At 40.6% G+C, this 25,844-nt stretch carries 18 protein-coding genes; 12 read left to right on the forward strand and 6 right to left on the reverse strand.

Annotated elements, in window-relative coordinates:
- Window positions 1-193 precede the first annotated feature (193 nt).
- On the forward strand, window positions 194-1,042 hold the full coding sequence (locus tag GQ61_RS05910; protein ID WP_085784436.1) for a helix-turn-helix domain-containing protein: 849 nt from the start codon (window positions 194-196) through the stop codon (window positions 1,040-1,042).
- On the opposite strand, the gene GQ61_RS05915 is transcribed toward GQ61_RS05910, so the two are convergent.
- Both GQ61_RS05915 and GQ61_RS05920 read right to left on the reverse strand, forming a co-directional pair.
- The gene (locus GQ61_RS05915; protein WP_085784437.1) at window positions 1,039-2,682 is read right to left on the reverse strand and encodes an ankyrin repeat domain-containing protein; all 1,644 of its coding nucleotides are present in this window, start codon (window positions 2,680-2,682) and stop codon (window positions 1,039-1,041) included. The genes GQ61_RS05910 and GQ61_RS05915 overlap by 4 nt on opposite strands.
- 176 nt (window positions 2,683-2,858) lie before the next feature.
- The gene (locus tag GQ61_RS05920) at window positions 2,859-3,617 is read right to left on the reverse strand and encodes a hypothetical protein (RefSeq protein WP_085784438.1); all 759 of its coding nucleotides are present in this window, start codon (window positions 3,615-3,617) and stop codon (window positions 2,859-2,861) included.
- A 404-nt stretch (window positions 3,618-4,021) separates the two neighbouring features.
- Here GQ61_RS05920 and GQ61_RS05925 point away from each other — a divergent pair, with 404 nt between their 5' ends.
- From GQ61_RS05925 to GQ61_RS05985, 11 genes are all read left to right on the forward strand, one after another.
- Window positions 4,022-11,743, forward strand: a complete 7,722-nt coding sequence (locus GQ61_RS05925; RefSeq protein ID WP_085784439.1) for a DUF637 domain-containing protein — start codon at window positions 4,022-4,024, stop codon at window positions 11,741-11,743.
- 14 nt (window positions 11,744-11,757) lie between these two features.
- The gene (locus tag GQ61_RS05930) at window positions 11,758-12,138 is read left to right on the forward strand and encodes a hypothetical protein (RefSeq protein WP_085784440.1); all 381 of its coding nucleotides are present in this window, start codon (window positions 11,758-11,760) and stop codon (window positions 12,136-12,138) included.
- Between the two features lie 160 nt (window positions 12,139-12,298).
- Window positions 12,299-12,649: a hypothetical protein gene (locus tag GQ61_RS05935; RefSeq protein ID WP_085784441.1), complete on the forward strand. Its 351-nt coding sequence runs from the start codon at window positions 12,299-12,301 to the stop codon at window positions 12,647-12,649.
- Between the two features lie 12 nt (window positions 12,650-12,661).
- The gene (locus GQ61_RS05940) at window positions 12,662-13,318 is read left to right on the forward strand and encodes a hypothetical protein (RefSeq protein WP_085784442.1); all 657 of its coding nucleotides are present in this window, start codon (window positions 12,662-12,664) and stop codon (window positions 13,316-13,318) included.
- A gap of 73 nt (window positions 13,319-13,391) precedes the next feature.
- Entirely contained in the window at window positions 13,392-15,317 is a 1,926-nt protein-coding gene (locus tag GQ61_RS05945) for a DUF637 domain-containing protein (protein WP_232317351.1), read from the forward strand.
- On the forward strand, window positions 15,310-15,789 hold the full coding sequence (locus GQ61_RS05950; RefSeq protein WP_085784444.1) for an SMI1/KNR4 family protein: 480 nt from the start codon (window positions 15,310-15,312) through the stop codon (window positions 15,787-15,789). Before GQ61_RS05945 ends, GQ61_RS05950 begins: the two co-directional genes overlap by 8 nt.
- Window positions 15,790-15,850: 61 nt before the next feature.
- Window positions 15,851-16,636, forward strand: coding sequence for a VENN motif pre-toxin domain-containing protein (locus GQ61_RS05955; RefSeq protein WP_085784445.1), 786 nt, complete (start codon window positions 15,851-15,853; stop codon window positions 16,634-16,636).
- Window positions 16,637-16,639: 3 nt separating this feature from the next.
- The gene (locus tag GQ61_RS05960; RefSeq protein WP_085784446.1) at window positions 16,640-16,894 is read left to right on the forward strand and encodes a hypothetical protein; all 255 of its coding nucleotides are present in this window, start codon (window positions 16,640-16,642) and stop codon (window positions 16,892-16,894) included.
- 727 nt (window positions 16,895-17,621) lie between these two features.
- Complete coding sequence (locus tag GQ61_RS05975; protein WP_085784449.1) at window positions 17,622-19,394, forward strand: ABC transporter ATP-binding protein; 1,773 nt, start codon at window positions 17,622-17,624, stop codon at window positions 19,392-19,394.
- 109 nt (window positions 19,395-19,503) lie between these two features.
- Window positions 19,504-20,550, forward strand: a complete 1,047-nt coding sequence (locus tag GQ61_RS05980) for a bifunctional transcriptional activator/DNA repair enzyme AdaA (protein ID WP_085784450.1) — start codon at window positions 19,504-19,506, stop codon at window positions 20,548-20,550.
- Window positions 20,551-20,553: 3 nt separating this feature from the next.
- Window positions 20,554-21,138, forward strand: a complete 585-nt coding sequence (locus GQ61_RS05985; protein ID WP_085784451.1) for a DNA-3-methyladenine glycosylase I — start codon at window positions 20,554-20,556, stop codon at window positions 21,136-21,138.
- Window positions 21,139-21,257: 119 nt separating this feature from the next.
- On the opposite strand, the gene GQ61_RS05990 is transcribed toward GQ61_RS05985, so the two are convergent.
- From GQ61_RS05990 to GQ61_RS06005, 4 genes are all read right to left on the reverse strand, one after another.
- Window positions 21,258-22,751, reverse strand: coding sequence for a hypothetical protein (locus GQ61_RS05990; RefSeq protein WP_157111158.1), 1,494 nt, complete (start codon window positions 22,749-22,751; stop codon window positions 21,258-21,260).
- 175 nt (window positions 22,752-22,926) lie between these two features.
- Window positions 22,927-23,853, reverse strand: coding sequence for a hypothetical protein (locus GQ61_RS05995; RefSeq protein ID WP_085784453.1), 927 nt, complete (start codon window positions 23,851-23,853; stop codon window positions 22,927-22,929).
- Between the two features lie 182 nt (window positions 23,854-24,035).
- Window positions 24,036-24,761, reverse strand: coding sequence for a hypothetical protein (locus GQ61_RS06000; RefSeq protein ID WP_085784454.1), 726 nt, complete (start codon window positions 24,759-24,761; stop codon window positions 24,036-24,038).
- Between the two features lie 340 nt (window positions 24,762-25,101).
- Window positions 25,102-25,710, reverse strand: coding sequence for a hypothetical protein (locus tag GQ61_RS06005; protein WP_085784455.1), 609 nt, complete (start codon window positions 25,708-25,710; stop codon window positions 25,102-25,104).
- Window positions 25,711-25,844 lie beyond the last annotated feature (134 nt).

The raw sequence follows: 25,844 nt of genomic DNA on the forward strand, positions 1-25,844 counted from the left end.
ATAACAAAGCTCATGGCTGGCGTAGTAATGTGCAGTACGTCCTTCTATGAGCTTTTCAGATCCCAAGAAAGGTGTTTGCATAGAAAGTTATCTCTAAAATTCTCAGATGCTATGTTTCTATGTCAATGATAAGATAATAGATGTTTTTATTTGAGGTATTTATCTCTCGAATATAGAGGAGAGGATCTTTACAATGACAAAACAGAGTGACAAAAGGAAATATCCTCCAGAAATTTCCAATCTTGTAGCTTCCATTGCTCACCCTCTTTTTAAAAATTTTGACTTCACCTATTTTTCGTATAACAAGCAGTTTTTGAAAGAAAAAAAATCGTTGGTTTTGTGTTCTAATGTTAATTGGATTAATAGCTATTTTTCCTCTACTTTTAAAAACAGATTTATTTATGAATATGTAGATCTAGAAGCGACTGAATTTAGTGAACGTCGATTTTACTGGCCTCCCAGTGAAGAGAAAAATAATGATATGTTGAAAGCGCTTCATGAAAATGAGATTTGGCATTGCTATGGTATCTATCGAAGAAAAAAAGATATTCTTGAATCCTGGCATTTTGGAACAGATAAAGATAATTTTGAAGTGATCAATATTTATCTGAATCACTTAGAGATTCTTCATAGCTTTATCTTGTATTTTTTTTCTAAAATTCAAGAGTGTGATATAGATTATGATAGAATAACATTCTCATATGAGAATTATAACGTTCAAAAAAGTCCAGATCGCGCGTTTAGAGAAAAATATAAAAATTTTGTTGATCAAACAAAAATTATTAATTTTTGGTTTAATCTGCCATCTGGTGAGAAAATCTCGTTAACGAGAAGAGAAATGGAGTGTTTGCAGCTTCTAGCGTCGGGAAAGAGCATCAAGGAAATAGCCCTCAGACTAAAACTTTCACCAAGAACGATAGAGTTTCATCTCAATAATATTAAAATCAAAGCGAAGACTCATGCGAAATCTCAACTTATAGAGCTATTTTATTCGAGCCCTTATTGCTTCAATGTTAAGAAAGAAAACTCGAGTTCTTACTAGCCGCCGAGGAACTCGTTTCCTTTGAGTGTGCTCATAAGAACTTCTTCTTTAAGGTCGGAAGGCAGACGCTCTAAATCTTTTTGAGAGATCGTCTGTACTATAAGTCCTTGTTGTATAAATCCCATGAGCTTTGTTTTTAAAGAAGGAACGCATTGCTTAGCTTCTTTCAAATATTTTTCGATTTCTTGGATTACTTGAGAAGCAGCATCGCATTTTTTTTCTAAGCCGCTCAGAGCAGCAGGATTACTTGAATATTTTTTTCTATAACCTGCCAACCAACGATCTCTCTTTAAAATAGTGTCTTCAGCGATCTGAAGAGCTGTTTTTCCTTCTCTGTTTTTAAGAGATAAAAGAGCCCCTGCAACATGGAGCTTTTGAACAGTATCTTTAAATCCCCACAATGTCGCTAAATGAAGAGCGGTATTATTTTCTGTATCGAGAGGCGTATTTATTTCTACTTGTTTTCTTTCCGCAATAATATCAAGAATGTTTTTGAGGACTGAAGCCGAAGCCGAAGTCAAATTTTTTCCATAGTTTAGAGCCACTTGAAGGTTGGAATAGTAGCCATCACGTACATATGTTAAACTGGCCCCTTGCTGTAGTAAGCTTTTTACAACTTCTGCATTTTTCAATAAAAGAGCTTTCTGAAGCGCTTCATTATAGCTCTTTTTAGTGGGAGAAGTCTCAATCATTAATTGAAAACCTAATCTTTGATCGTCAGGACTACACCATTGTTTAAGAAAGAAACGGATGAGGAATTCTCGGTGATGTCCATCGATAAGGGTGTCTCGGATTTCTTGAATAATATAAGGTTTCACAAAAGCTTTGTCTTCTTCATGACCATGCTCGAATAAATAATCTGCAGCATCATATTGATGTGCATGCCCCTCTTTTTGAACAATAGATCTTAAGGCGCTTTTGCCAATTTCATTATCTTTTCTATTACCAAGATTGAGAAGGATTTTAGCTGCATCATATTGATGCCCATGACCCTTTTGCCGAGCAATAGATCTTAAAATACTTTTGCTACCTTCCTTCTCTTTTTTTTCACCAAAATTGAAGAGGGCTTGAGCTGCTTCATATTGATGTACATGACCCTTTTGTTGAGCAATCGATTGAACTACAGTTAAACCAATATTTCTAGAGATTACATCAGAACGTTTACGTAGAACTTCAGGTGTATGATAATTAATCTTAAAGAGAGAGAGTGCAGCATCATATTGATGCTTATGATTATTTTTCTGAGCAATAAATATTAGGGCATTTCTCCCAACTTCTTTATCACCAATAATGATGAGAGCTTGAGCAGCCTCATATTGATATTCATGACCATTTTGCAGAGCTATAGACTTTAAGAGGGAGAATCCACGAATCTTATCCTGTTGGTCTGAGCTATTGGTTAACTTTACAGCGGCTGTATAAGGATTTTCATACTCTTCCTGTTTACGAATTTGTCGACAAATTTCAGGTAATTTTTTATTTTCTTCTGTCTCTCGTCTTACTTTTCTTCTGAGATTTGCAGGGGGAGTATTCTCATTGCTTATCTCTTCTTTTATAGTTTCCTGAGATGCTTGGAGTTCTGATGAAATATTTAGGAAAAAAAAGGAAAGTATTAAAAATAATTTGGATAATGATAACATGACATATGATCTTCTATATTGGAATTACGTGTGTGCGTTATTTAGATAACATTATTAACCATTTTGTCAAAATAATATGAAAAACCCCGTGATTTTCACGAGGGTAAAGAGTTTAGAGAGGGATGAAAGGACTTTTCCTTAAGAAAGAGGATGTCTGAAAAATCTCTATTCCTAGATTAAAGGGATCTATATTTTTCTTTAATCAGGTCGATTGCTAGGGTGTAAGCCTCAAAAAGGCTTTGTACTTTATCTGTATTAAGTTCATGAGAGTGTAATTTCTGAAGTGTCTCCCGTAAGGCTATCCTTTTAGAGACGCAAGCTTCCAGAGCTTTTACAAGATTTTCTCTGTTTAAAGTAGGAACAGTCTGATGAATCCATCCCTTAAGCTCTTCTTCTGTGGCAAGAGTAGATTGAGCTTGGAGTGACGCTGCAAAATCTTTGTACTCCTCAACAGGAAGGAGGTCTTGTAGTGTTGGTGTGCTAAGCTTAATGTTGATGAGTGTAATGATATACTCATAAGCCCCTAAAAGACCTTGGATAGGCAAAAGACCCTGCACAGAGATCATGTTTGTGTCTGGGTTTTCCTGAAATTTTTTCTTCTCAGAAGAGCTGCTCTTTCTCTTAGAGTCACTCTTTTTAGAGGAGACTTTCGTATGGTGAGTCTTGAGAGTGTTAATGCACTCTTCGAGTTCTTTTTTCTTTTGATAGCAGCCGTTTCTAATTTCAAGGAGTAATTCTGTACCCATGCCATACAGTTGTTCATTAATCCAAGCCGTCGGTGTTTGTTGCTGTGCGCTATCAAATTCCACGATCAATTGTGTGGTAAAGGTCTTGAAACGAAGGGTAGAAGAAACGTCTTCTTGAAAATCCTCGCTTGCAAAAGACGTTTCTGAAAAGGTTATCATCAATCCTAAAATGTATAAAAACTTTTTCACCTTCAATATCCCCTGTTATCCAGCACAAATATGACTGCCTATTTTCACGTAATCTATCTGATCTGTTGTGAAAGCGCATCTAATTTTCATTAGAAGCGATAGTGCATGAAGTTATGTTTATTTAATAATGCTTTCATCTAGAAATCAAAAATTGAGAAGTGTGAATTTTTAAGACAGTGCATTAATCCATTACTTTTTCTTCTTTAGATTTTGTTCTTCAAAACCTTTTTGTAAGTCGTTCTTATTCTTCAGCAATAAAAGGCAAATAAAATAGAAAAATGTTTGACATGCCTTTATGACATCAATTATGACATAAGCATCAAATCGATGATTCTCAATAAAAACAATAATAAATAGAGAAAAACAGATATTTTTTTAGATTAAGTATTCCAAATAGGTAATAAATGAAGAGCGTATTCAGTCGGTTTTTTACACTCCTTGTGCTCATTTCTTATTTTAATGAACTGGTGGCAGTCGCTTATGCTGGTACTGATCTTTGGGAAACATCAGACTATACCGTTACGGTAAAGCGGACACATCAGCGTAGCAGCGCTCGACGTTCTTCTCCTGAGAAAGAAGGATTATCGCTTCAAGTTAAAAAGAAAAGCGATAACGAAAAATCAACCGTTGTTTTTGAAACTTTTGTCCCCAAAAATCATAAAGCCTTTACAAAGAAACAACATCAGCATCTTAGAGAAGTGTATGATCCGCAAAAACGTTCCATAGGGCTGAATTTTTCAGTGCCCCATCTTTTAAGTCTTGTTGTCTTGTGGGATGGATCCGTTCTCGCAGAAAAAGGATCTTTAGGAACCCAATCCCTGACTCTTAAATCTTCCCAAACCATCGCCCTTGATCACATGAATTTTGGCAAGCTCAATGTAAAGGCTAAGTCCCTATTGATAGGTCAAGACGTTTGTGGGGAAGATCTGCGGATCAAGTTAAAAAAAGAGGCGCAACCAAAGAACACTACAACAGCGTTGATTACGGAAAAAGGTCACCTCAGGGTTAATCATTTGCATCTGTTGAACGGCACGCTTTTGAACCTGGGAACGATCACCCATGAGGAATCGACAACCCTTAATCTCTATGGAAATCCCCTTTTTAATTTTGGGCAAATTAAATCCAAACATTGCTCAACGATCTACCAAGGGGGGTATATCCACAATAAAGGAGATATAGAATCTGACTTGGTCAGGATCACGGCGCATTCACTTGAGAATCATGGAAGTGTTGTTGGTCAAACCGTACGAACCATTGTTCATCATAATCTTGTGAATACAGGAGAGATCATAAGCGCCCATCGGGGAGACCTTATTTCGTTTGGACGCATCTACAATGAAGGCACGATTCAAGGGGATGTTCTTCAAAGCATTTTGTCTCAAGGAAAAACAACAAACACGGGAGTGATCGGCGCTCCTAAAATGCAGATGCATACGAAAGACATAGAGTTGTCTGCAACGAGTAAAATTTGTTCAGAAAACCTGACTCTTAAAACAGAGACAGGATCAATTGATGGAACCCTTTGCGCTCAAGGACCATTGCATCTTGAGATTGCAAAAAAACTTTACCTTCGATCGGACCTCAATCTTGAATCTCAGTCTTTGACGATTATGGGGGAAGGCACCATTGAAAATGCTATCAAGAAATTAGAGGGGCCAGGGAGCCTGCACTTTAGCAATTTTAAAGGCACCTTTATTCATACAGGCTTAATCGACTTCTTTGGAGACGTTTTAGGACAATGTCATCAGATGATTAACCAGGGGATTTTGAAAACAAAAGCCCTCTTCAATCTCCATATAGACAATCTTGTGAACAACCCAGGCGCTCACATTGAAGGGGCCGGTCGCATCACACTAACGCAAGGCCAGAATTCTGGCGTCCTGGGACATCAGAATGTCAAAGTCCACATTGAAGATACATTTGAGAATGGAGGAACGTTTGTTGCGGAAGAAGTTACCTTTAAAGACCAGGAAGCGCGTGTCCTTAATCGAGGAGATTTTTTGGCTCATGCAATCAAAGGAAGGCTTGGCTCTCTTCAAAACTTTGGAGTGATAAAAACAAATTGGGAGCTTCAGATGAGAGAATTGATGAACGCTCACCTCTTGCAAGGTCAGGGGTCCCTGATTGTTGATACACTTGAAAATCGCGGAGTTTTCGGTAACAAAAACTTGAATCTCATGATTAATCAAGAAGCCGCCAATCGAGGTGTCCTTACGCTTGATACCCTAGGGGGAGAGGGGCGTTTTTACAATCATCATCACCTGATGATTCTAGGAGAGGATCCCCTCTCCATTGCAGAGTTTTTAAATCAAACAGATCCTGACCTTTCTACCAAACCGTTGCTGCAAGGAGAATTCTTGAACTGGCATCAAGGCATTCGGCGTTTTGAAAATGGCGAAGGGGCCGAGATTAAAGGGATAAGTCTTTTTATCGATTTACTCAAGAATGCTCTTATTCTCAATCGCGGCACAATCACCGTCGATGAATTTATTTATTCGAATCTGGTCAATGAAGGCGATATTGTCGCTGGCTCGATGCATAAGTCTTCCTTTGTAGAGGGGGGTTACTTTAAAAATGGTCCTTATGCCACAATTACTCTCGACGAAAACTTTCATTTCAGAGGAGAGACCTTTGTTAACGAAGGCAGCATTGACGGAGCCAAAACTTATAAAAGTCCAAGATTTCAATTCCTTGTTGAAACTCCAAAACCTATCCTTCAAAAGGGACGCCTCACGGGCACCACAGTAAAATTTATCTCTCCTGAACTTTTAAATTCAGGCCTTTTAAAGATGGCTGAAAGAGCTTTTTTCCAACTCCAAACCTTTACTAATACAAAGACGGGTAGGGTAAAGCTTGGTGAAGTTTCTTCTGATACAGCGCTGCCTCATATGAATAATCAAGGCACGATGACGCTTATTAATCCTTTAGATCTGATCATTGAGACCATCACAAACACAGGAAAATTTTCAGTGCTGGGGGGGAAAGTGGATGTGGTTCACACGTTGGAAAATCATCCTCAAGCATCGATGATTCTGGGAGGGTCTGCAGATCATCATTTTAAAGATATCTTTAATGAAGGACTTATTAAATTCTTGGTGAGTGTGTTTCTTGAGGGACACACAAAGTTTACGAAACTTGGAAAAGTAGAAGCACAAGGAGATTGCTTGATCGTTTTACCTGATGATCAAGAAATGCAGTCTCAAGCACTTTCTACCCTCCCTTACACTGCAGCATCTCTTTATCTTTATGCTCAGAACTTTGAACAACCTGCTGATCTTTTTCTCGACTATCCTCTTATTCTCAAGTCACATACTTTCTCAAACAGCGGGCGCATGCAGGCTCCGAAGGTTTCTATTGAGACAGATATTCTTAAAAAAATTGGAGAGATAGCAGGAGACGAAATTTGTCTTCGGGCAGAACAGCTTCAAAGGGAAAGTGATCATACTCATGTTCAAAGGGTTAAAAAATGGAGACAATATCTTTCCACGTCTGTTTATGGAGGAACTGAATATGGAGGATTCTCCTATAGTTTTATCAATGACGCTATTCCCGAATACTCTAATAGTTATAGTTTGGGCGATTCCTCTGGCAATGTGCGCTGTATGGCAGCGTCTAAAAATTATACCTATTGGAAGAGGTTTGGCCTCGAAGCGCCTGTAGAAATTTCGAAAGAAGAATTTGAGTCGTCGTCTTTAAAATTCGAAGACCAGCGTTTCAATCCAGTTGAAGGGAAAATTAAAGGACGGCGTGTCCACCTTGTAATGCCTCAACAACTCTATCTCGACTCCTTAGAGGCTTTTGATCTTTTGATGAAACTGACCCAAGGCGGTTTTACCCATGAAGACTCTTCCTTAAGTGTCGTTCATTCTTTGACCCTTGATATGGGGGAGTCTTCTTTTCACTTAAAAGAACCTTTACGTCTCAAGGGACAGTTTGCGTTGACGGCGGGGAAGGTCGCTTTAGAAGAAGATCTTGAAGCGGATGAAGGAATTCATTTGCACGCCCAGGGATCCATGACCCATGGAACACAGGAAAAAAAGGCTCTTCTTCAAACCAAAGGCCCAGTTGAAATTCACGCCCAGCAGTTTACCAATGCGTGGGGAAAGATCTTTGGAAAAAATGTCAGCATTACCAGTGATGATGACCTTCATATCGGGACTTCTTTTCACCCCGCTGATGCGTTCTATTGGGCTGGTCATAATAAAGTATCTTATCGGGATATTCTGCGCTCTTCTTCCGGCGCTACCATTGGCGCAGAAGAGTCTTTGTCCCTTGCGTCTTTAAAAGGAGAAATCTTAGACCTTTATGGGATTTTGTGGAGTCGAACACTGCAACTGACATCTCCAAAAAGTATTCAGCAAAAAGGATCCACGTATACGTACGCCCAACAGGGAGCAACCGTTAAAACGCCAAGATTTATTCTCCAGCCAGACGATACAGTAAGCTGTATGGGAAATATTTTTATTTTACAGAGAAATTATTTATTTGATCTCAAAAGTCTTTCCCATGAACAATCGACAGGGCCCGTATTTGATGTGGGAGGACAGAGAGATGACAAAGCTTTTATAGACCTCGACGTTGATCAATTGGATGTTATTGGTTCGCGTATCATGACCTCGGGCAGCTTGATTCATAAATCGAATCGTCTGAATCCTCAAAGCCTTCCTACGTGGGTGAAACTTCAAAGCCGATCAAATACACCGCCCTTACCAGCCCTGATGAGAGCGGGCGAACAGTTCTCACTTAATTCAGATCTGGTGCAAATGTCAGGAAACGCGAAAGCATGGAATATTTTTATCCAGGCGAAAAATGTGGTCATCGAAAATCAAGATCAACAAGAGGCCATCATCCCCCATGTTTCTTATACAATTTCTTTAAAAGATTATCTGCCAAATTTAAGAACGCGTGGTTTGCTTCAACAAGCTGAAAGTCCTGATGCCTATAGTCAGACAGGGATTCCTTTCTCTTCAACAGGGCCGCGAAACAGAAATAATCTTCTGCTTTTAGGCAGTCGTCCTAACAAGAGTGAGCCTATTCCTTACCTCATGACAGAGAGTCTGGCAGAGTTGGCCTTTAAAGATATTCTCAGCTCTCTGGGGGGAGTGCGTTCTGTTTTTGCAAAAACGCTGTGGGAAGAATTCCATGGAAATGCCGCGCAATCAGGAAAAGAAGTGATGAGCTTCAGCGATTTTCAATCCCAAGCCACGTCAATGATTGCCTACGAACTTGTCTCTATTGGAGAAGTATTTAAGGAAGTTTTAGAAGGAGAAAAACTTAAAAAAGCCCTGTCCCCCGTTCTCCTTTTGAAAGATAAGGATACGGATAGAAGGGCCTTGGAATCAGGCTCTTTAGAAGCGAAAGAGACGCTCAAGGTTCATACCGATGAGAACTTTTCTCTAAAAAGTGGCGCCCTTGAAGGCGATGATGTCGATGTTTTTTCTGAAGGAAGAGTTGAGCTTGATCGCCTTGGGCATACGACGGTGAGCGTTTATGGCGATACAACGGTTACCTCTTATCTACCTAAGGCACCACCGCGCATTAAAGGACGTAAAAAAGCAACTGTTCTGGGCAGAAAAGAATTTAGGGACACGAGTTCAGAGTTATACGGAGGACAAGAAGGTCTTCTTGTGGGAAGCCTTGAAGGCCCCTCCACGTCAACGCCTTTCATCAGCACGACTACCACCACGATTCATGAAGAAGAGGAAGACGGAGGATTCTTAGGCCTCTTTACGTCGACACGCACGAAGAGCACAACAATTTATTCAAGCACGGCACATCCTTCCCATCACACATCCGAAGGACCTTATGTGAACCTGGGGGACCCGGTTGTTTTAAGGGCTGCTAAAATTAATGCGGGAACCACAGTGACGATCCATGGCAAGAGGGACGTGTTGATGCCTTCAGCCGTTGACTCTTATCATTCTGAAACCCATGAAACAGAAAAAGGTCTGTTGCACGGGACCTCAAAGCGCGATGAGGTTCATGAGAGCAAAACCCATCAGGTGACAGAAATAAGGGCGGGGGACTCCATAGAGATTACCTCCGATGAGGGCGTTGTGGGATTGGGCGCTGCGCACCTCAAAGGAAAACATAAGGTCCAGATTGATACCCCCGAGGGCGCTATTATTTTTAAAGGAGTGGAAGAGTCCTTCCTCCATAGTTTGCAAGAATTTGATTCTTCCCTGGTGTGGACGTCCCTTACAAATTCTGGAAGTCAGAGCACACATTATAAAGATGTAGAGATTGACGCAGAAGAAATCGTTTTAAACGCTGGCAAAGGAATCGACGCGGAATTCAGGGAAGAAACGCTCCAGGCCAATCCTTCCTTGATACAAGTGTTGCGTGCCAAAGGGGTTTCGCCTGATTCCCTCAAGGAAGATATCAAATCCTGGCACGAAACCCATGAAGCGATGGGCCCAGGTCTCAGTGCTTTGATTGCCATCGGTGTTTCCCTTGTGATTCCTGGAATCGGCACGGGTGTCTCAGGCGCCATGATGACGGCGGGTGCGAAAGCATTAACCACTCAAATGATTGTTGGGATGGTGAACAACCAGGGGGACCCCTTAAAAACCCTTGAGGAAATGGCCTCAGGGAATGTCCTAAGAAACACAGTCATCAGTGTAGGAACGGCGGGTCTCGGGAATCAACTTGGGACAACCTTCAAAATCCCTGTCCATCCAAAGACAGTGGATTTTATGGACCATCTGCAGAGCAGTCTCATCGAGACAGCGGCCCAAATTCCTGTGGAAGGGATTTTCAGTCGACGGGAATTCAGCGATATTTTAAAGGGAAGCTTGAGATTAGGGGCCGCCAATCTGGCAGGGAGCTATGGATCCTCCCATATAGGAGATGCCTTTAAGCTTGATAAAATTGATGCCCTCACCCAAAAACTCGCCCATGGTGCCTTGGGAGCAGTCTCTGCGGCCTTGATGGAAGGAGAGCCTATCACCGGCGCCATCGGTGCAGTGGTGGGGGAAATGGTCGGAGATCTCTATCGGGAAGGGCTGGAAGGTCAGAATAACGGTCATCCTGAATCTGAAGACACTCAGGCTTTGATTGATCGGGGCGTCACTATCGCTCGCTTTACAGCGGCCACGTTGGCTTGCTTCACCGGACAAGACCCAGATGTTGCCGCCTTAACAGCAGGCAACGCTGCCCGGTATAATGCTTTGGCCGTGAGTGAAAAGACAAGAGACGTTCTCGTATCCCTGGATGAGATAGAAGAAGAACTGAAGAGCCTTCATTTTGAAGAATCCACGATTGAAGAAGGGGAGAGAGATCAGGAAGAAGGTGCGAGAAAAATAGCTTTAGAAAAGAAGAAACTCGCTCTTTTCGTTCACAAGGCAGGGGAAAAACTCCTGGAGCAGTATGCCAAGCTCGCAGATTGGGGAATTGAAAAATTAGAAAAGAACCCGGATGCAGCAAAGATGATAGACGTTGTTCTTTTATCTTTTGCCACATACCAACAGCTTATGATGGAGCTTCCTGAACGTTTGGCCACCGGCGAGGCAGAGAGGACGCAAAAGGCACAAAAAGAACTAGATCGGGCGCTTAAAAGTGGAACGGAAGCGATCAGGGAACACTTGAAGGGGGCAGGGTATAGCAAGGAAGAACAAGTGGTCTATGCCCATGCGGTGGCAGGGCCTCTTCTGCTCCTCAAAGCAGCAGGTGCTAAAGGGAAAAAAGGAACCAGCACAGCGCCTTCAAAAGAACTGCTCACATCCCTTAAGGATTTTAAAAAGGCCCATGGGGCGTTGAAGACGAAGGCTTCCATGGGAGAGTATCGTCATACAGGCGGCCATCATGTTCATGCTAAAAAAGCTTTTGAGGGACACATTAACTATGATCCTAAGAAGGGATTTTCGATTAGTAATGAGTATATGAAGAGTCTTGGGATAGACCATCTAAAAGTTACATCAACGCAACGCAGGTTGTTTGGTGAGTTAGCTAAAAGTGGCAAACCAAATACATTGAAAGAACATACTAGAATTGCAGTAGAATCGTTAGTATCTGGCGGAGAAGGAAAATTGACTTATAATCAAGCTCGTAATATTGTTTCTAAATCCCTTAAAAGTTTGAAAGCAGCAAACGTAAAAACCCCAACTACCATCCCATGGAACAGTTAAAAATAGGATAGATAATGTCTAAAAAAGAATTACTAGAAAAATTTGGAAGAATATTAATTAAAGACGTTAGAGACGAAGTTTTGGAAAAAAATGATTTGATAGCTTCTGGACAAATGGGTGGAAAAGAAAATCAAGAAATATACGAAAAAATAAGAGATCTGGATGAGAAAGAAAAAGAGTTTATAAGACAGTTCGCAAAACAAGCAATTGACTCTACCATTCATCATTTTTTATGGATGATCGAGCAAAATGAAGAATATGATCTCGTAAAATACAACAAAGATAAATCAGAAACTATAAGTCTTCGTGATACCAGTGATGGTCTTTGCGGAGAGTTATATACAGAAGAAGGTTGGATAGAACGCTTTAGTAAATATCCACCCAGTATTAAGTAATAAGGACTCGGAATTTCAAACCCGATAAGATTTATATCCAATTCTCAAAGCAGCAGTCGCTAAAGGGAAAAAAGGAACCAGCGCAGCGCCTTCAAAAGAACTGCTCACATCCCTTAAGGATTTTAAAAAGGCCCATGGGGCGTTGAAGACGAAGGCTTCCATGGGAGAGTATCGTCATACAGGCGGCCATCATGTTCATGCTAAAAAAGCTTTTGAGGGACACATTAACTATGATCCTAAGAAGGGATTTTCGATTAGTAATGAGCTCATGGCGAAAATTGGTGTACAGCATAAAGTTGTGACTATCGCTCAGCAAAAGCTGTTTAGAGAATTAGGTAAAAGTGGTAAACCTAATACTATGAAAGAACATACGCGCATAGCAGTTGAAGTGCTTATTAAAGGAGGCGCAACAAAAGAGAAAGCGAGAAGCTTAGTTGCAACATCTTTAAATGATTTAAGAAACAAAGGCGTTAGAGTTCCAACTGATATACCTTGGTTTAAAACTAAATAAGGGATCATTAAAATGGCAAAAGACACAGAATTAAGAGCTTTATATATCTTCGGACAAATATTAATGAAACATGTAAGAGATCTTACTATAAGGGAAGAATATAATATAATTGCAGGCATTACAAAAGCTCCAGTTAACATTGAATTATATAAAAAGCTTAAATTAATTCCGGATGACCAAAAAGAAACGCTAAAAAATCTTGTAGTTGATGCAGTTGATGGCGCTCTCAATAATTTTTTATGGTTAATTGAACAGAGCGATGATTTTGATCTTGTTGCTTACAAAAACAAGGAAACTTTTAGTTTAAAAGGTATTAGTGATGGTCTTTGCGGTGATTATTGGAATTTTGTTGAAGAATTTAGCGAATACACGACCGCAGCAGAAATGCTAGGGTATGATTTTATTGAGGAGACAAACCAAGAGAAGTCATTTTCTGAAACTTATCTTGTTGAGCTATTCTCTGAAAGTCCTGAAGAAGCAAAAAGATATTTTATAAGAACTTTAAATAACAAAGAGAATTATGAGCTTTTAAAATCTCTTATTCCTAAAATTCCATCGGATATTCTTAAAATCTTAATAGAGATGACTGTATCTCGTTCATCTTTTCATAAGGATCAGTGCGCTGAAATTAAAGACATTATGGAGAAGAAAAATAGAAATTTCAGTTGATTTTTGAGATTAATTAAAGCAGGTAAGGAAAAATCTCAAAGAAACCTTGGAGGCCAATCCTTCCTTGATACAAGTGTTGCGTGCCAAAGGGGTTTCGCCTGATTCCCTCAAGGAAGATATCAAATCCTGGCACGAAACCCATGAAGCGATGGGCCCAGGTCTCAGTGCTTTGATTGCCATCGGTGTTTCCCTTGTGATTCCTGGAATCGGCACGGGTGTCTCAGGCGCCATGATGACGGCGGGTGCGAAAGCATTAACCACTCAAATGATTGTTGGGATGGTGAACAACCAGGGAGACCCCTTAAAAACCCTTGAGGAAATGGCCTCAGGGGATGCCCTAAGAAACACAGTCATCAGTGTAGGAACGGCGGGTCTCGGGAGTCAACTTGGGACAACCTTCAACATCCCTGTCCATCCAAAAACACTGGATTTTATGGACCATCTGCAGAGCAGTCTCATCGAGACAGCGGCCCAAATTCCTGTGGAAGGGATTTTCAGTCGACGGGAATTCAGCGATATTTTAAAGGGAAGCTTGAGATTAGGGGCCGCCAATCTGGCAGGGAGCTATGGATCCTCCCATATAGGAGATGCCTTTAAGCTTGATAAAATTGATGCCCTCACCCAAAAACTCGCCCATGGTGCCTTGGGAGCAGTCTCTGCGGCCTTGATGGAAGGAGAGCCTATCACCGGCGCCATCGGTGCAGTGGTGGGGGAAATGGTCGGAGATCTCTATCGGGAAGGGCTGGAAGGTCAGAATAACGGTCATCCTGAATCTGAAGACACTCAGGCTTTGATTGATCGGGGCGTCACTATCGCTCGCTTTACAGCGGCCACGTTGGCTTGCTTCACCGGACAAGACCCAGATGTTGCCGCCTTAACAGCAGGCAACGCTGCCCGGTATAATGCTTTGGCCGTGAGTGAAAAGACAAGAGACGTTCTCGTATCCCTGGATGAGATAGAAGAAGAACTGAAGAGCCTTCATTTTGAAGAATCCACGATTGAAGAAGGGGAGAGAGATCAGGAAGAAGGTGCGAGAAAAATAGCTTTAGAAAAGAAGAAACTCGCTCTTTTCGTTCACAAGGCAGGGGAAAAACTCCTGGAGCAGTATGCCAAGCTCGCAGATTGGGGAATTGAAAAATTAGAAAAGAACCCGGATGCAGCAAAGATGATAGACGTTGTTCTTTTATCTTTTGCCACATACCAACAGCTTATGATGGAGCTTCCTGAACGTTTGGCCACCGGCGAGGCAGAGAGGACGCAAAAGGCACAAAAAGAACTAGATCGGGCGCTTAAAAGTGGAACGGAAGCGATCAGGGAACACTTGAAGGGGGCAGGGTATAGCAAGGAAGAACAAGTGGTCTATGCCCATGCGGTGGCAGGGCCTCTTCTGCTCCTCAAAGCAGCAGGTGCTAAAGGGAAAAAAGGAACCAGCACAGCGCCTTCAAAAGAACTGCTCACATCCCTTAAGGATTTTAAAAAGGCCCATGGGGCGTTGAAGACGAAGGCTTCCATGGGAGAGTATCGCCCTACAGGCGGCCATCATGTTCATGCTAAACAGGGAATGCCTATAACTTCTCAAGAACGTTTGGAATTAGGGGCTTTCAACTCTTCGATCTTTGATAAGAAAATTGCATGGACGTCTCCTTCTGGAACGCAACAGACCTATAAAGTTTACCAAAGAACTGATATTGATTGGACGATGGTGAGGACAGAAGGTCCGCTGAAATTTAGGGGGATGACTAATATGGAGGCTGCAAAATTAGGTAAAGCTCCACAGTTAAGAGATGGTTCTTTCGCTACTTTACATCATATTAATCAGAATGGTATGGGAAATTTAGTTGAAGCAAGCACAAGGTACCATGGTGTAGGAAAGCCCGGGCAAAGCATGCTTCATAGTTTGTGGGGAACAAACAAACCACACCCTACTCATCCTGTTGATCGTAGAAAATTTGACACCGATACCGCAAATTATTGGAAACAAAGGGTTAATAATGAATGATGAAAAAATTGAGCACTTAATAAAAAGATATAGAAATTTATTTGAGAAAAAAGGTCTTGATAGTAAGAAGCTTCATCTTATAGAAGATAAGTTAGAATTGGTTTTGCCTGATGACTTTAAGCAAATTTCTAAGGTTTTTGATGGTTACGAAGAAATTGCAGGCCAATCATTTTTCTCATTTGATCCTGACGTAAAAGGCTGGAATGTAGTAGAAAAGACTCTCTTTTATCGAAAGAGCTCATGTTTTCTCCCTAGGAATTTTTTAGCTTTGCGTGAAGAATCAGAGAGTTTTGTTGTCATGGAAACCAAAGATGATCCAAAACTTAACACCTCTATTATAGAATGTAGCTTATCTGACGCTAACAATCTTATTGATATGAAATTTTATGATAATCCTACCATCTTCCCAAGTTTCACTGACTTTTTTGAATATTTGATTGAGCAAGAAGAGAAAGACCGTCAGCAAAAGTAGGATCATTGTATTATAAGCTGAGATCGTTGGGGGAGTTTCTTCGGAAGTCGCTGCTGAATTTTTGGTTCCTGATCGGGAAGCGCTGGCCCTTGATATTTTGGCAGACGCCCATCGCACAGGAAAAACCCTCACACAAGAAGAGTTTAAGGAAGCCCTCAAAGAAGAGCTCCGTCACAAGGTAGACTTGGCTCGATTAGCAGGAGCAGTGACGGCTTTTGCTACGGGACAAGACATCGACATCGCCACCAAAACAGCCACCAATGCGGTAGAGAATAATTTTGTTCCCTTGATATTGGGAGCAGCTGCCGTAGGGAGTACTCTCTGGACAGGCTATGACGTCTTCACGACGTATCAGGAAGAAGGTGCAGAAGCCGCCGTCAAAAAGCTTGTCGTCTATGGCGTTGTTGGAGTTGTTACCTATGGCACCGGCAAATATGTCATAAAAGGTGTTCAGTATTTCACGGCCACAGCAGCGTGGGACGCTTATGTGAGCTCCAGCCCTCTTATGATTAAACTCAGTACCAAACTTTCTGAAGCTGGTCACCGCGTGATGCGTTCATCCCTGGGACAGCGGGTTTTTCAGCAAACTTCAGATAAAATCACATCAGGTTTTGGCGTGACTTCTCATGGCGTGAGTCGTAAAGTTGAGAGAGGTGTAAGATCAGTTGACGAACTACAAGCCTTGAAAAATCCTTTGAAAGTAAATGATATCGTAGTTGATAAGTTGGGAAGAAAGAGTCAAAAATTTATTGGAGAAAAAGCGACTGTTGCAATTAATCCTGATACAGGAAAGATAATATCTGTATACCCTACTAGCACAAAATTAGCAGAAAGATTAAAAAAGTAAAAAATGAAAATATATCTAAACGAAGAAGAAATGCAGCTACTTAAAATAGCTGCTTCAAAAGGAAAAATGGAAGATAGAGTAAGACTTACTCCTGCTTCCCCAAATAAATTTCTACTAAGTGGTGCTGAAGATGATTTTGTAGATCTACGAGAGTGTTGCAGTGATTATTTAATGATTGTTGGTTTTGATGAGAATTATCATCTTACAAAAGAAGGAAACATATTAGAAAAACTTATCGATAAACTTTATATTGACTGAAGCATAAGTGAATCTGTGATTTTCTTTCTTAGATAATTATAAATAGCCCTCAAAGAAGAATCCACGATTGAAGAAGGGGAGAGAGATCAGGAAGAAGGTGCGAGAAAAATAGCTTTAGAAAAGAAGAAACTCGCTCTTTTCGTTCATAAGACAGGAGAAAAACTCCTGGAGCAGTATGCCAAGCTCGCAGATTGGGGAATTGAAAAATTAGAAAAGAACCCGGATGCAGCAAAGATGATAGACGTTGTTCTTTTATCTTTTGCCACATACCAACAGCTTATGATGGAGCTTCCTGAATCTTGCCATTGCAGAAATTGTGTAGCAATCAGCCGACGCACGAGAGAGACATCAATATGAACTTTGTCAATGTTCGGCATTGGTGATATGGCCTCTTGAGCAGGTGAAAAAAACAGCTATTTATACTCGTCCCTATCCCTTTAAATTTTTTCATGCCAGAATTATTTATTACTTTTTTGAATTTAAAAGAGTCCGAAGCCCCTTCTGCCAAACGTTCTTTATAAGTATCTTCAGAATTTGCCATTTCTTTTTTGATGACAACCTTGATTTTTCTCAAAACCACGCTTATGTTTATTAGTGAATACACAAAATAGGTTTAAACGTATCATGAAGAACATCTCTCGATAGCCCTGCAAGATGGGCAAAAGCTTAAAACCAACTATGGTTTTGAAGCTCCTTTTTAAAAGCCCTGAATTTCGAGAGAGTTGATATGAGTCACCAACTTCCTAAAACTTTACCTTCTTTTATTTGGTATTTCTTGAAGCCCTATAAGTTAACGGCTACGATTTTTGTATCCACGGCTATATTAGCTGGTTTTTTTGGACCATTTAATAACATCCTCATTAAAGTCATTATTAACACTTTGCCTCAGGTACACTCGGAAGATTTGTCTCTTTTAATGTGGCCAGCTCTATTGATTGTTTTAAACTTCATTGTTTTTGACAACTTTACGTGGCGCTCCATAAACTATATGAATTGTAAATTTCAACCTTTAATTAAAAATCAAATCATTAAAAAAACGCTACGTTTTGTTTTGGGGAGCTCTCATCAGTTTTTTCAAGACAACTTATCCGGACGCATTGCCAGTCAAATCACGACTCTTGCTGACAATATCGAGATTATTTTACAGAGGATCGTCGTTGAATTTATTCGAGGAGCCTCATTGCTTTTGGCGTCATTTGTGACGGCCTATTTTGTAAACGCCCTTTTCTTTTATACACTGTTTTTATGGTTTGTTGTTTTTGCAGTCGTTAGTATTTTTATGTCCAAGCGTTTTGTGGATTTAGAGGATAGATATGCGGAGTGCGAGTCTATCATTTCTGGCCAATTGGTTGATTGTATTTCTAATCAAAGCAACGTCAGGATTTTCTCTAAAAAAGAATATGAAATCTCAAGAATGCGTCCTTTTTTATTAGCAACTCAAAAAGCGTTTCAAACGAAAGAACGCTTTGGCATTTTTTTGTGGAGCCTTCAAGGTTTAATGATCACAATCATGATGGGCTTTTCTGTTTACTTTTTGATTTACCTTTATGGAAAGGGTTTCGTCAGCATTGGAGATTTTGCTTTGATCTTAGGACTTTCCATGCAACTGGGGCACATGATGTGGTATATGATGTCATTCGTGGATCAATTTAACCAGGCTGTTGGAAAGTGTAAGCAAAGCCTCTCAGCTCTCCTGATTCAACCAGAGATTACGGATCGATCAGATGTCCATAATTTACGGGTAAGACAAGGGCAGATTCGCTTTGAAAAGGTCAAATTCCACTATAAAGGAACTGAACCCCTCTTTCAAAATAAGTCGGCCACCATCGAGGCAGGACAAAAGGTGGGCCTTGTCGGATATTCGGGTGGGGGCAAAACGACCTTCGTGAACCTCATTCTAAGGCTTTACGATGTGACAGAGGGACATATTTTTATTGATGGCCAGGATATCCGGGATGTTACCCAAGATAGCTTGCGCGCATCAATTGCTCTGATCCCTCAAGATCCCTCCCTCTTTCATCGAAGTTTGATGGACAATATTCGGTACGGTAGAACAGATGCTAGCGATGAAGATGTTATTGAAGCTGCCAAACGCGCTCACGCTCATGAGTTTATTCGCGCATTACCGCAGGGCTACGACTCTCTCGTTGGTGAACGGGGTGTTAAGCTTTCTGGAGGACAACGGCAACGGATTGCGATTGCTCGGGCAATCCTTAAAAACGCCCCTATCTTGATTTTAGATGAAGCCACGTCACAACTCGATTCTGTGACAGAGCGCTTTATTCAAGACTCCTTATGGGAACTCATGCAAGGAAAAACCACCATCGTCATTGCTCATCGCCTCTCCACCCTCCTTCACATGGACCGCATTCTTGTTTTTGATCGAGGTAAGATCGTTGAAGATGGATCGCACCAAAATCTTCTTGCCAAAAGAGGTATTTACAAAACGCTCTGGGAAACGCAAGTGGACGGTTTCTTGCCAGACAAAAAGACGCCATGAAGCAGGATCTTTTTACCTTATGAAAAAATCCATGCCTGAATTTCGGCGTCGCGCTTTACTGATCTTGGTATAATGAACTATATCCAAGATTAGAGGTGGGAGGAGACCCATGATTTCTGCTGACAGCAAACGAGAGTATTATCAAGCACTCATAGAGAAAAAAACCGACTACGAAGGTGTATTTTATGTGGGAGTTAAAACGACAGGTGTCTTTTGTCGTCCCACCTGTTCAGCGCGAAAACCAAAATTTGAACATTGTGAATTTTTTGAGACGGCACAGCAAGCCCTTCTCGCTTCCTTTAGGCCGTGCAAGCGTTGTCGCCCCTTATCGCACCCTAATCAAGTTTCGGACCTTATCCAGACGCTTGTAAATGCTGTGGAAGAAAATCCAGAGAAAAGATGGAAAGATAAAGATTTTCAAGCACTCTTCGTTGATGCCTCCACGGCGCGGCGTCAATTCAAAAAGCGTTTCGGTATGACCTTTGTTGAATATGCAAGAGCACGACGTATGGGCATTGCTATGAAACAAATACGTGCAGGGGAGGCAGTCATCGACGCACAGCTTGACGCAGGGTATGAATCCAGTAGTGGTTTTAGGGATGCATTTTCCCGTATTATGGGGGCAGCCCCCAGCTTATTGGGACAGCGTCCCATTTTAAAGGCTTCTTGGTTGGACACAAAGCTTGGCCCCATGATCGCCATTGCAGATGAGAACGCGCTTTATCTTTTAGAGTTCGTTGATCGTCGAGGGTTGGAACGCGAAGTTGAACGTTTGCGACAAAAAACAAAAGCAGCCATTATTCCTGGCGTAACACACCCAATTCAGTCCATTGACCATGAACTCGACCAGTATTTCGAGGGGACTCTTCGCACGTTCAAAACACCTTTATATCTTCTCGGATCTCCTTTCCAAAAAGACGTCTGGGAAGAATTGAGGAAAATCCCCTATGGCGAGACACGTTCGTATGCTGAAATTTCGAAGAGCCTTGGAAAACCCTCTGCTTTTCGCGCTGTTGCCAACGCCAATGGGGCGAACCAAATTGCTATTGTGATTCCATGTCATCGTGTTATCAACGCAAGTGGAGATTTAGGGGGATATGGGGGTGGTATCGCTCGTAAAAAATGGCTGATTAATCATGAGAAACAAGGAGTGTAAATAATGATTCTAGGGGTTGATGGTAAAAGGCGCTGTTTTGGGGGCAAGCCAGGAAAAGAATTCTATGGCGACTACCATGATCATGAGTGGGGCGTTCCTTCCCACGACGATCAGCATTTATTTGAGATGCTTATTCTTGAAGGAGCTCAAGCGGGGCTTAGCTGGGAAACGATTTTAAAAAGACGCGAAGGATATCGTCAGGCTTTTCATAATTTCGATCCTGTCAAAGTTGCAGCGATGGATGATGAGACCCTAGAGTCTTTGCGTCATAACCCTGACATTATTCGTAACCGTTTAAAAATTTATGGGGCACGTCAGAATGCGCAGGCTTTCCTAAAAATTCAGAAAGAATTCGGATCTTTTAATCGTTACGTTTGGAAGTTTGTGAATGACAAACCCATTGTAAATCATTGGCAGAAAATGGCAGATGTCCCCGCTAAAACAGCTGAAAGTGATGCTCTGTCAAAGAATCTTAAAAAGCGTGGCATGACTTTTGTAGGATCAACAATTATTTATGCGTATATGCAAGCGATAGGCATGGTAAACGATCACATCCTTAGTTGTTGGCGCAACGGAAAAAATTCTTAAGATTCTTCATTTTTGCAAAGAATGGGAAGCTATTCTTGAGAAAAATTTTAGTCTTTGTGTTCATCGGAGTAATTTCTCTTCATTAATGTAATTTACCATGGGCGCAAATGAACGTGTGTCTAAGAATTATCAGCTTGATCCTCAATTGACAGAGCAGGAACACTCGTGCTTTTAAGGTGAGGTCTTGGTTTTGACCACTTAAATTTTCTGCCTGGCTTAGGATCTTTTTCCGCATCGGAAGAGCTTGAAGAAGAAGCTTGTGAGCTTTCTAACGTCGCTTTAGATTCAAAGCTCGAAATTTTAAAATCTGCAAGTAAATGACTTAACGCATCAATTTCATGGTTAAAGGACGCCTCGGTAAATCCAAAAAAAGTTCTTACAATGGACTTTAAATCGACATCTGAAGGGATCTCAGAAGAGAGGGAAACAATAAAGCCGACATCTGATAGTAAACGATGAACTCTTTCGTTATAGATAGTCCTCACGATTTTTTGATGGCGCTTAACAAACTGAATAAAGTTATTTACGAGAGTGGCTGTTGTTTCAAAATAGAGGTGTACCCGTGCAAGTTTAGAGTCATCCTCTCTGAGTTGTTGCGTGAGAACGGTATGCTTTTCTCGAAAGCGCATTTTAAAATCATTAATATCGTCTTGAAGTTTGATCAACAAAGAAATGTGACGGGCAACGTGCTGTAATTCTTGTTTGGGGATGCTGACAACATAGGAACCTCCCCGCACTGGGGCATATGATAGACGACTGTAGTATGTCGCTAGATCATTAAGTTTTTGGAGCCTTACGGGAAGAAGTTCCCCCCAGTTTTGATAGACTTCTTGTATTGACGCGAGTTCTGTGCTTGAGAAATTTTTACTCGGGTCTGAGGATGCACGAAGAAGTGTTTGATTTTCTTGATGTGCGCTTAATTCCTTAAGGAAGAGATCAATGTCTCTTTTAAGGAAATAGAGACTTTGATATAGGGCATCACTTTTTTGCGTCTGCGAGAGAATCTTTCTTAATTGAAATTTAGAGGGAGCTTTGTCGCCATCAAAAGCCTTATCATAAGGGTCGGCAAAATGGGTAAGGACGTCTTTTATTTTTGTTGTACTTTCCTGTTTACGTTTACTAAAAATTGCGACTTCATGGGCTGAAAAAAAATAATGCAAGGATAACAGAAGAGCTTTGAATCTAATCTCATCAAAATCGTGAAGCGTTTCAGATTTTGTGGCTAAATTTTTTGTTACAAAGGTTTCTCCATTGGCACCTATAAGAAATTCAGTGTCTGGAAAAACAAGATTTACACATTTTGCAGCGTAGACAGTCGTATAGGTTGCTAAATTCTGAAAGATCTCAAAAAAAATGTTTCCAAGATCCAGGAAAAGAAAATACCCATTTCTTTGACGCGCATCTTCAGACAAAAGTCGGTCATGAATATATTGCCCATGCTTTGTCTTATACTCAACAGGAACATGATCATCCATGAGGGTGGTGGAAATCGTCGATGTTGAAGAAGAAGAGCTCGTGTGTGAGCTGCTATCAGAAGAAGAAGACTCTAGTAACGAAGAGTGGCAAAAACTTGAATTAAGAAATAATAATGACACAAAAAAGTATTTTTTCATAGTGTATACCAAAATATAATTAATACTCTATATTAATAGTATTAATTATATTATTAATATCTGTCAATTTTTTAAAAATTTGTCCGGTCTTGCAATGAAGATTCTTTTTTTAAAACAGGGTGCGGCTCATTAATCGAAACTTCTTAATAAGATTTCTCTCATAGAGAGGTCTTTCTTATTGATTGTTTTGTGCATCATGCCTCATGAATTCAGTACCATCGCGCATATAGCGTCCCAAAGGCGTAGGACAATTATACGAATCTGTTCCATAAATATAAAACCCGCCTATTTGATCAGGGTAAATGGACGTGATTCCTGACACGTCTTGAAATAATCTTTTTGAGCGTCCGTCCTTTCTGAGAAGGGTTGTGTTTTCGCCTTCTGCGTTAAGACCAAATATATACAGTCCGCCATCCAAATCACTGATGATGGCCTGTACATTTTTCCAGGTTGGAAATAGGATGTCTTGCCTATTTTCTGATACATTTACGAGAAGTTGATTGCCTTGTATGGGCTCGCCTAGAACATAAATATGACCGTAACTAGGAATGATTTCTTCGATAGAAGACCAGCCTTTTACGATGGTGTTTATGTGTTGACCTTTAAAATGAAGCACGGACTGGGTGTGCGTGTTTGGATCCTTTCCACTAAAGTAAATTCCCCCATAAAGATCAGGTCTTAAATGTGAGGTGGACGCAAATCCCGAGGATAGGTCTCTCATTGTTGTCTGCGTGAGATGGTATAGAAAAAAGGGAGTTGATGCTTTTTGCATGACTTTATTTTCAGTAGCTGTCGACCCTTTAAGGGCTTTAACGTAAATGCCTTCCCACGGATCAAGGTAGAGGGTATGCACACTCTTAATCCCAGGACAGTTGAAAGTTCTTATTTGATTGGTGCGATTATCATGAATTGCTAAAACACCATTCTGGAAATCGTGCGTATCCACATTAAAATTAATCATTTGATTGCTGAGGGAGGAAGAACCCCGGTGCGTCATACTTTTTCCTTCACGGCTATCGCTGTCATGCGGAAAAGCATCAGAAGCTGAAAGTTGATCAAAGAGATTAAACAATACACAGAGAGTCAGAAGAATTTTTTGCATGGAGGGGGCCTTGAACCTTTGAAAAATTTTCGATAAAAAATTATAGAGCGATGGTTGGTGAAGGAGTTTTTTGTATCCTGAGCAACCTCTCTCCTTCTATCTGGATATGTTCCTTTATTTCAATAAAATACCGCGTACCGCACCATGCGCTTACGCAATAAAGATGAAGAGTTTTTCTCTTATTATAATGAGAGCTTCGATAATATCTTTGTAAGAAGAGAAACAAGAGCATTTGGTTTTTTAATCCGCTTATCATAAGGCACCCAGTTGGGGAACAGTGTTTTAAATCCTTTTTTCACCCACTTGATTTGGTTGTGAAGGCTCTCTTTTTCTTGAAAAGGGGCGTGATTATGCGCTTGGTGGTAATAGTATTTTGCGGGCTCAATAAAAAACGTTTCAACAAAATCACCAAAATTATAAGGCAGCGTAAAGCTTTGGAGGAGCGTCGTGTCTTGAATGAGAATATTATCTCCTTGCACGTCTGTAATGAAATACCCTGTCCCTTTTAAATAAGGCTGACTATCATCCATAATATTTTGAACAGTAGAGCCTGGTGCTCTAAAGGTGCTAAAAAAATCAAGGGCGCCTGAAAAAAGAGCGTCTCCCAATTTCGTATATATTTTAACCAAGGCCGTCGCTCTATGAGCGTCTGATTTTTTAAAGAATACCCGATCCACTAGTTCATTATGGGGTTTTGAGAAATGAAGGAATTGTCGCGCAATGTCTTTTTTCACTTCACGCTTGATTGAGGGGATTGATACTCTATTTTGGTCTGGTGAGTGTGCTCTGTCCTCGTCTTCAAAGGCAGTAGAAGCTATGAGATTCTCAGGAAGGAGTCCCTGAAAAATAAAAGTTAAGGCAAAAGAAAGTCTGATAAGCGCGCTTTTGAATGTTAAATTCAGGATCATAAGTATTCCATATATATTAGATGAATAATAGTATTAATCAGATAAAAAAATTGATGATAAGTTCACTGAAAACCGTAAACATCTAAGTTTTGATTAAACTCAGGTGATTTTCTATAAAAAGTTAATTTTGCAGAATATTTTATTTATTGTCAATAAGTATATAACACTATCTATTTATTATTATCTTTTGAAGAGAGAACGTACGTTTTTGAGATAACCTGTCGATAATAAGTGTTAAAGGGGCAGAAGGTTAAGGATCAAGCGCGTTTGCGTAAGAAAAAAATGACCGTCTTAGAAAAGACGGTCATGAAGGGTCGTATTCATTTGTTGAGAGAAAAATTTAGAGCTTAGGAATCTCACCCTTTTCTTCTAACATCCCCACCAAACGCGTAATTTGTGCTTCTTTATAAGTTTTGAATTTATCGCGCACCCAAGCTTCCCCATGGGCATAGAGGAGTCGTATGGCAACATTTAAGGCCAATTGTTGATCGTCTAAATCCTGACTAACAGAAAGTCGCAAGGCAATATCCATAAGATAAGGGGGATTAGGATTGACGGGTTTCATTTCTTCTGGGGGTGTCACTGGTTTATAAATTCCCAAATCTCGACGAGCGGCTGCGCGCTTTGGATGACATTCTTCATTAGCAATGCCTTGAAGAGCGACAGCAGCAAGAGCCTTTTCAAAGGGATGACCCTCCCATAACAAAAACCAGGCTGAAGCCCCGATATACTGTTTCTCTGGATTTTCAGGTGTAACAATCAGTTTGGCAATTGTGTTGCGGGCTTCTTTTTTAGAGTCAGCATCTTTAAAAGGGGGAATGAGACGAATTTTCTTTGGTGCATCCAGTTTTTCACCCTCTGTTTCGGTCACGGATGCTTGAACACTGTTGTGTGAAAAACTAAGAACAACAAGTAACGCTGCAGTGGAAATCTTTAAAATATTTTTCATGATAGTTCCTCCTCAATGAATAATTCCAAGGCAGCATAATGCAGAATTACCCAGTAGGCAATAATGATAAAAAATAGAATTGGTATGCGTATAGTTTAAAATCATTCGACAGATGTAAAGGTTGACAATTGTCT

This window comes from Candidatus Nucleicultrix amoebiphila FS5 (assembly GCF_002117145.1).
Lineage (GTDB): Bacteria > Pseudomonadota > Alphaproteobacteria > Caedimonadales > Nucleicultricaceae > Nucleicultrix > Nucleicultrix amoebiphila.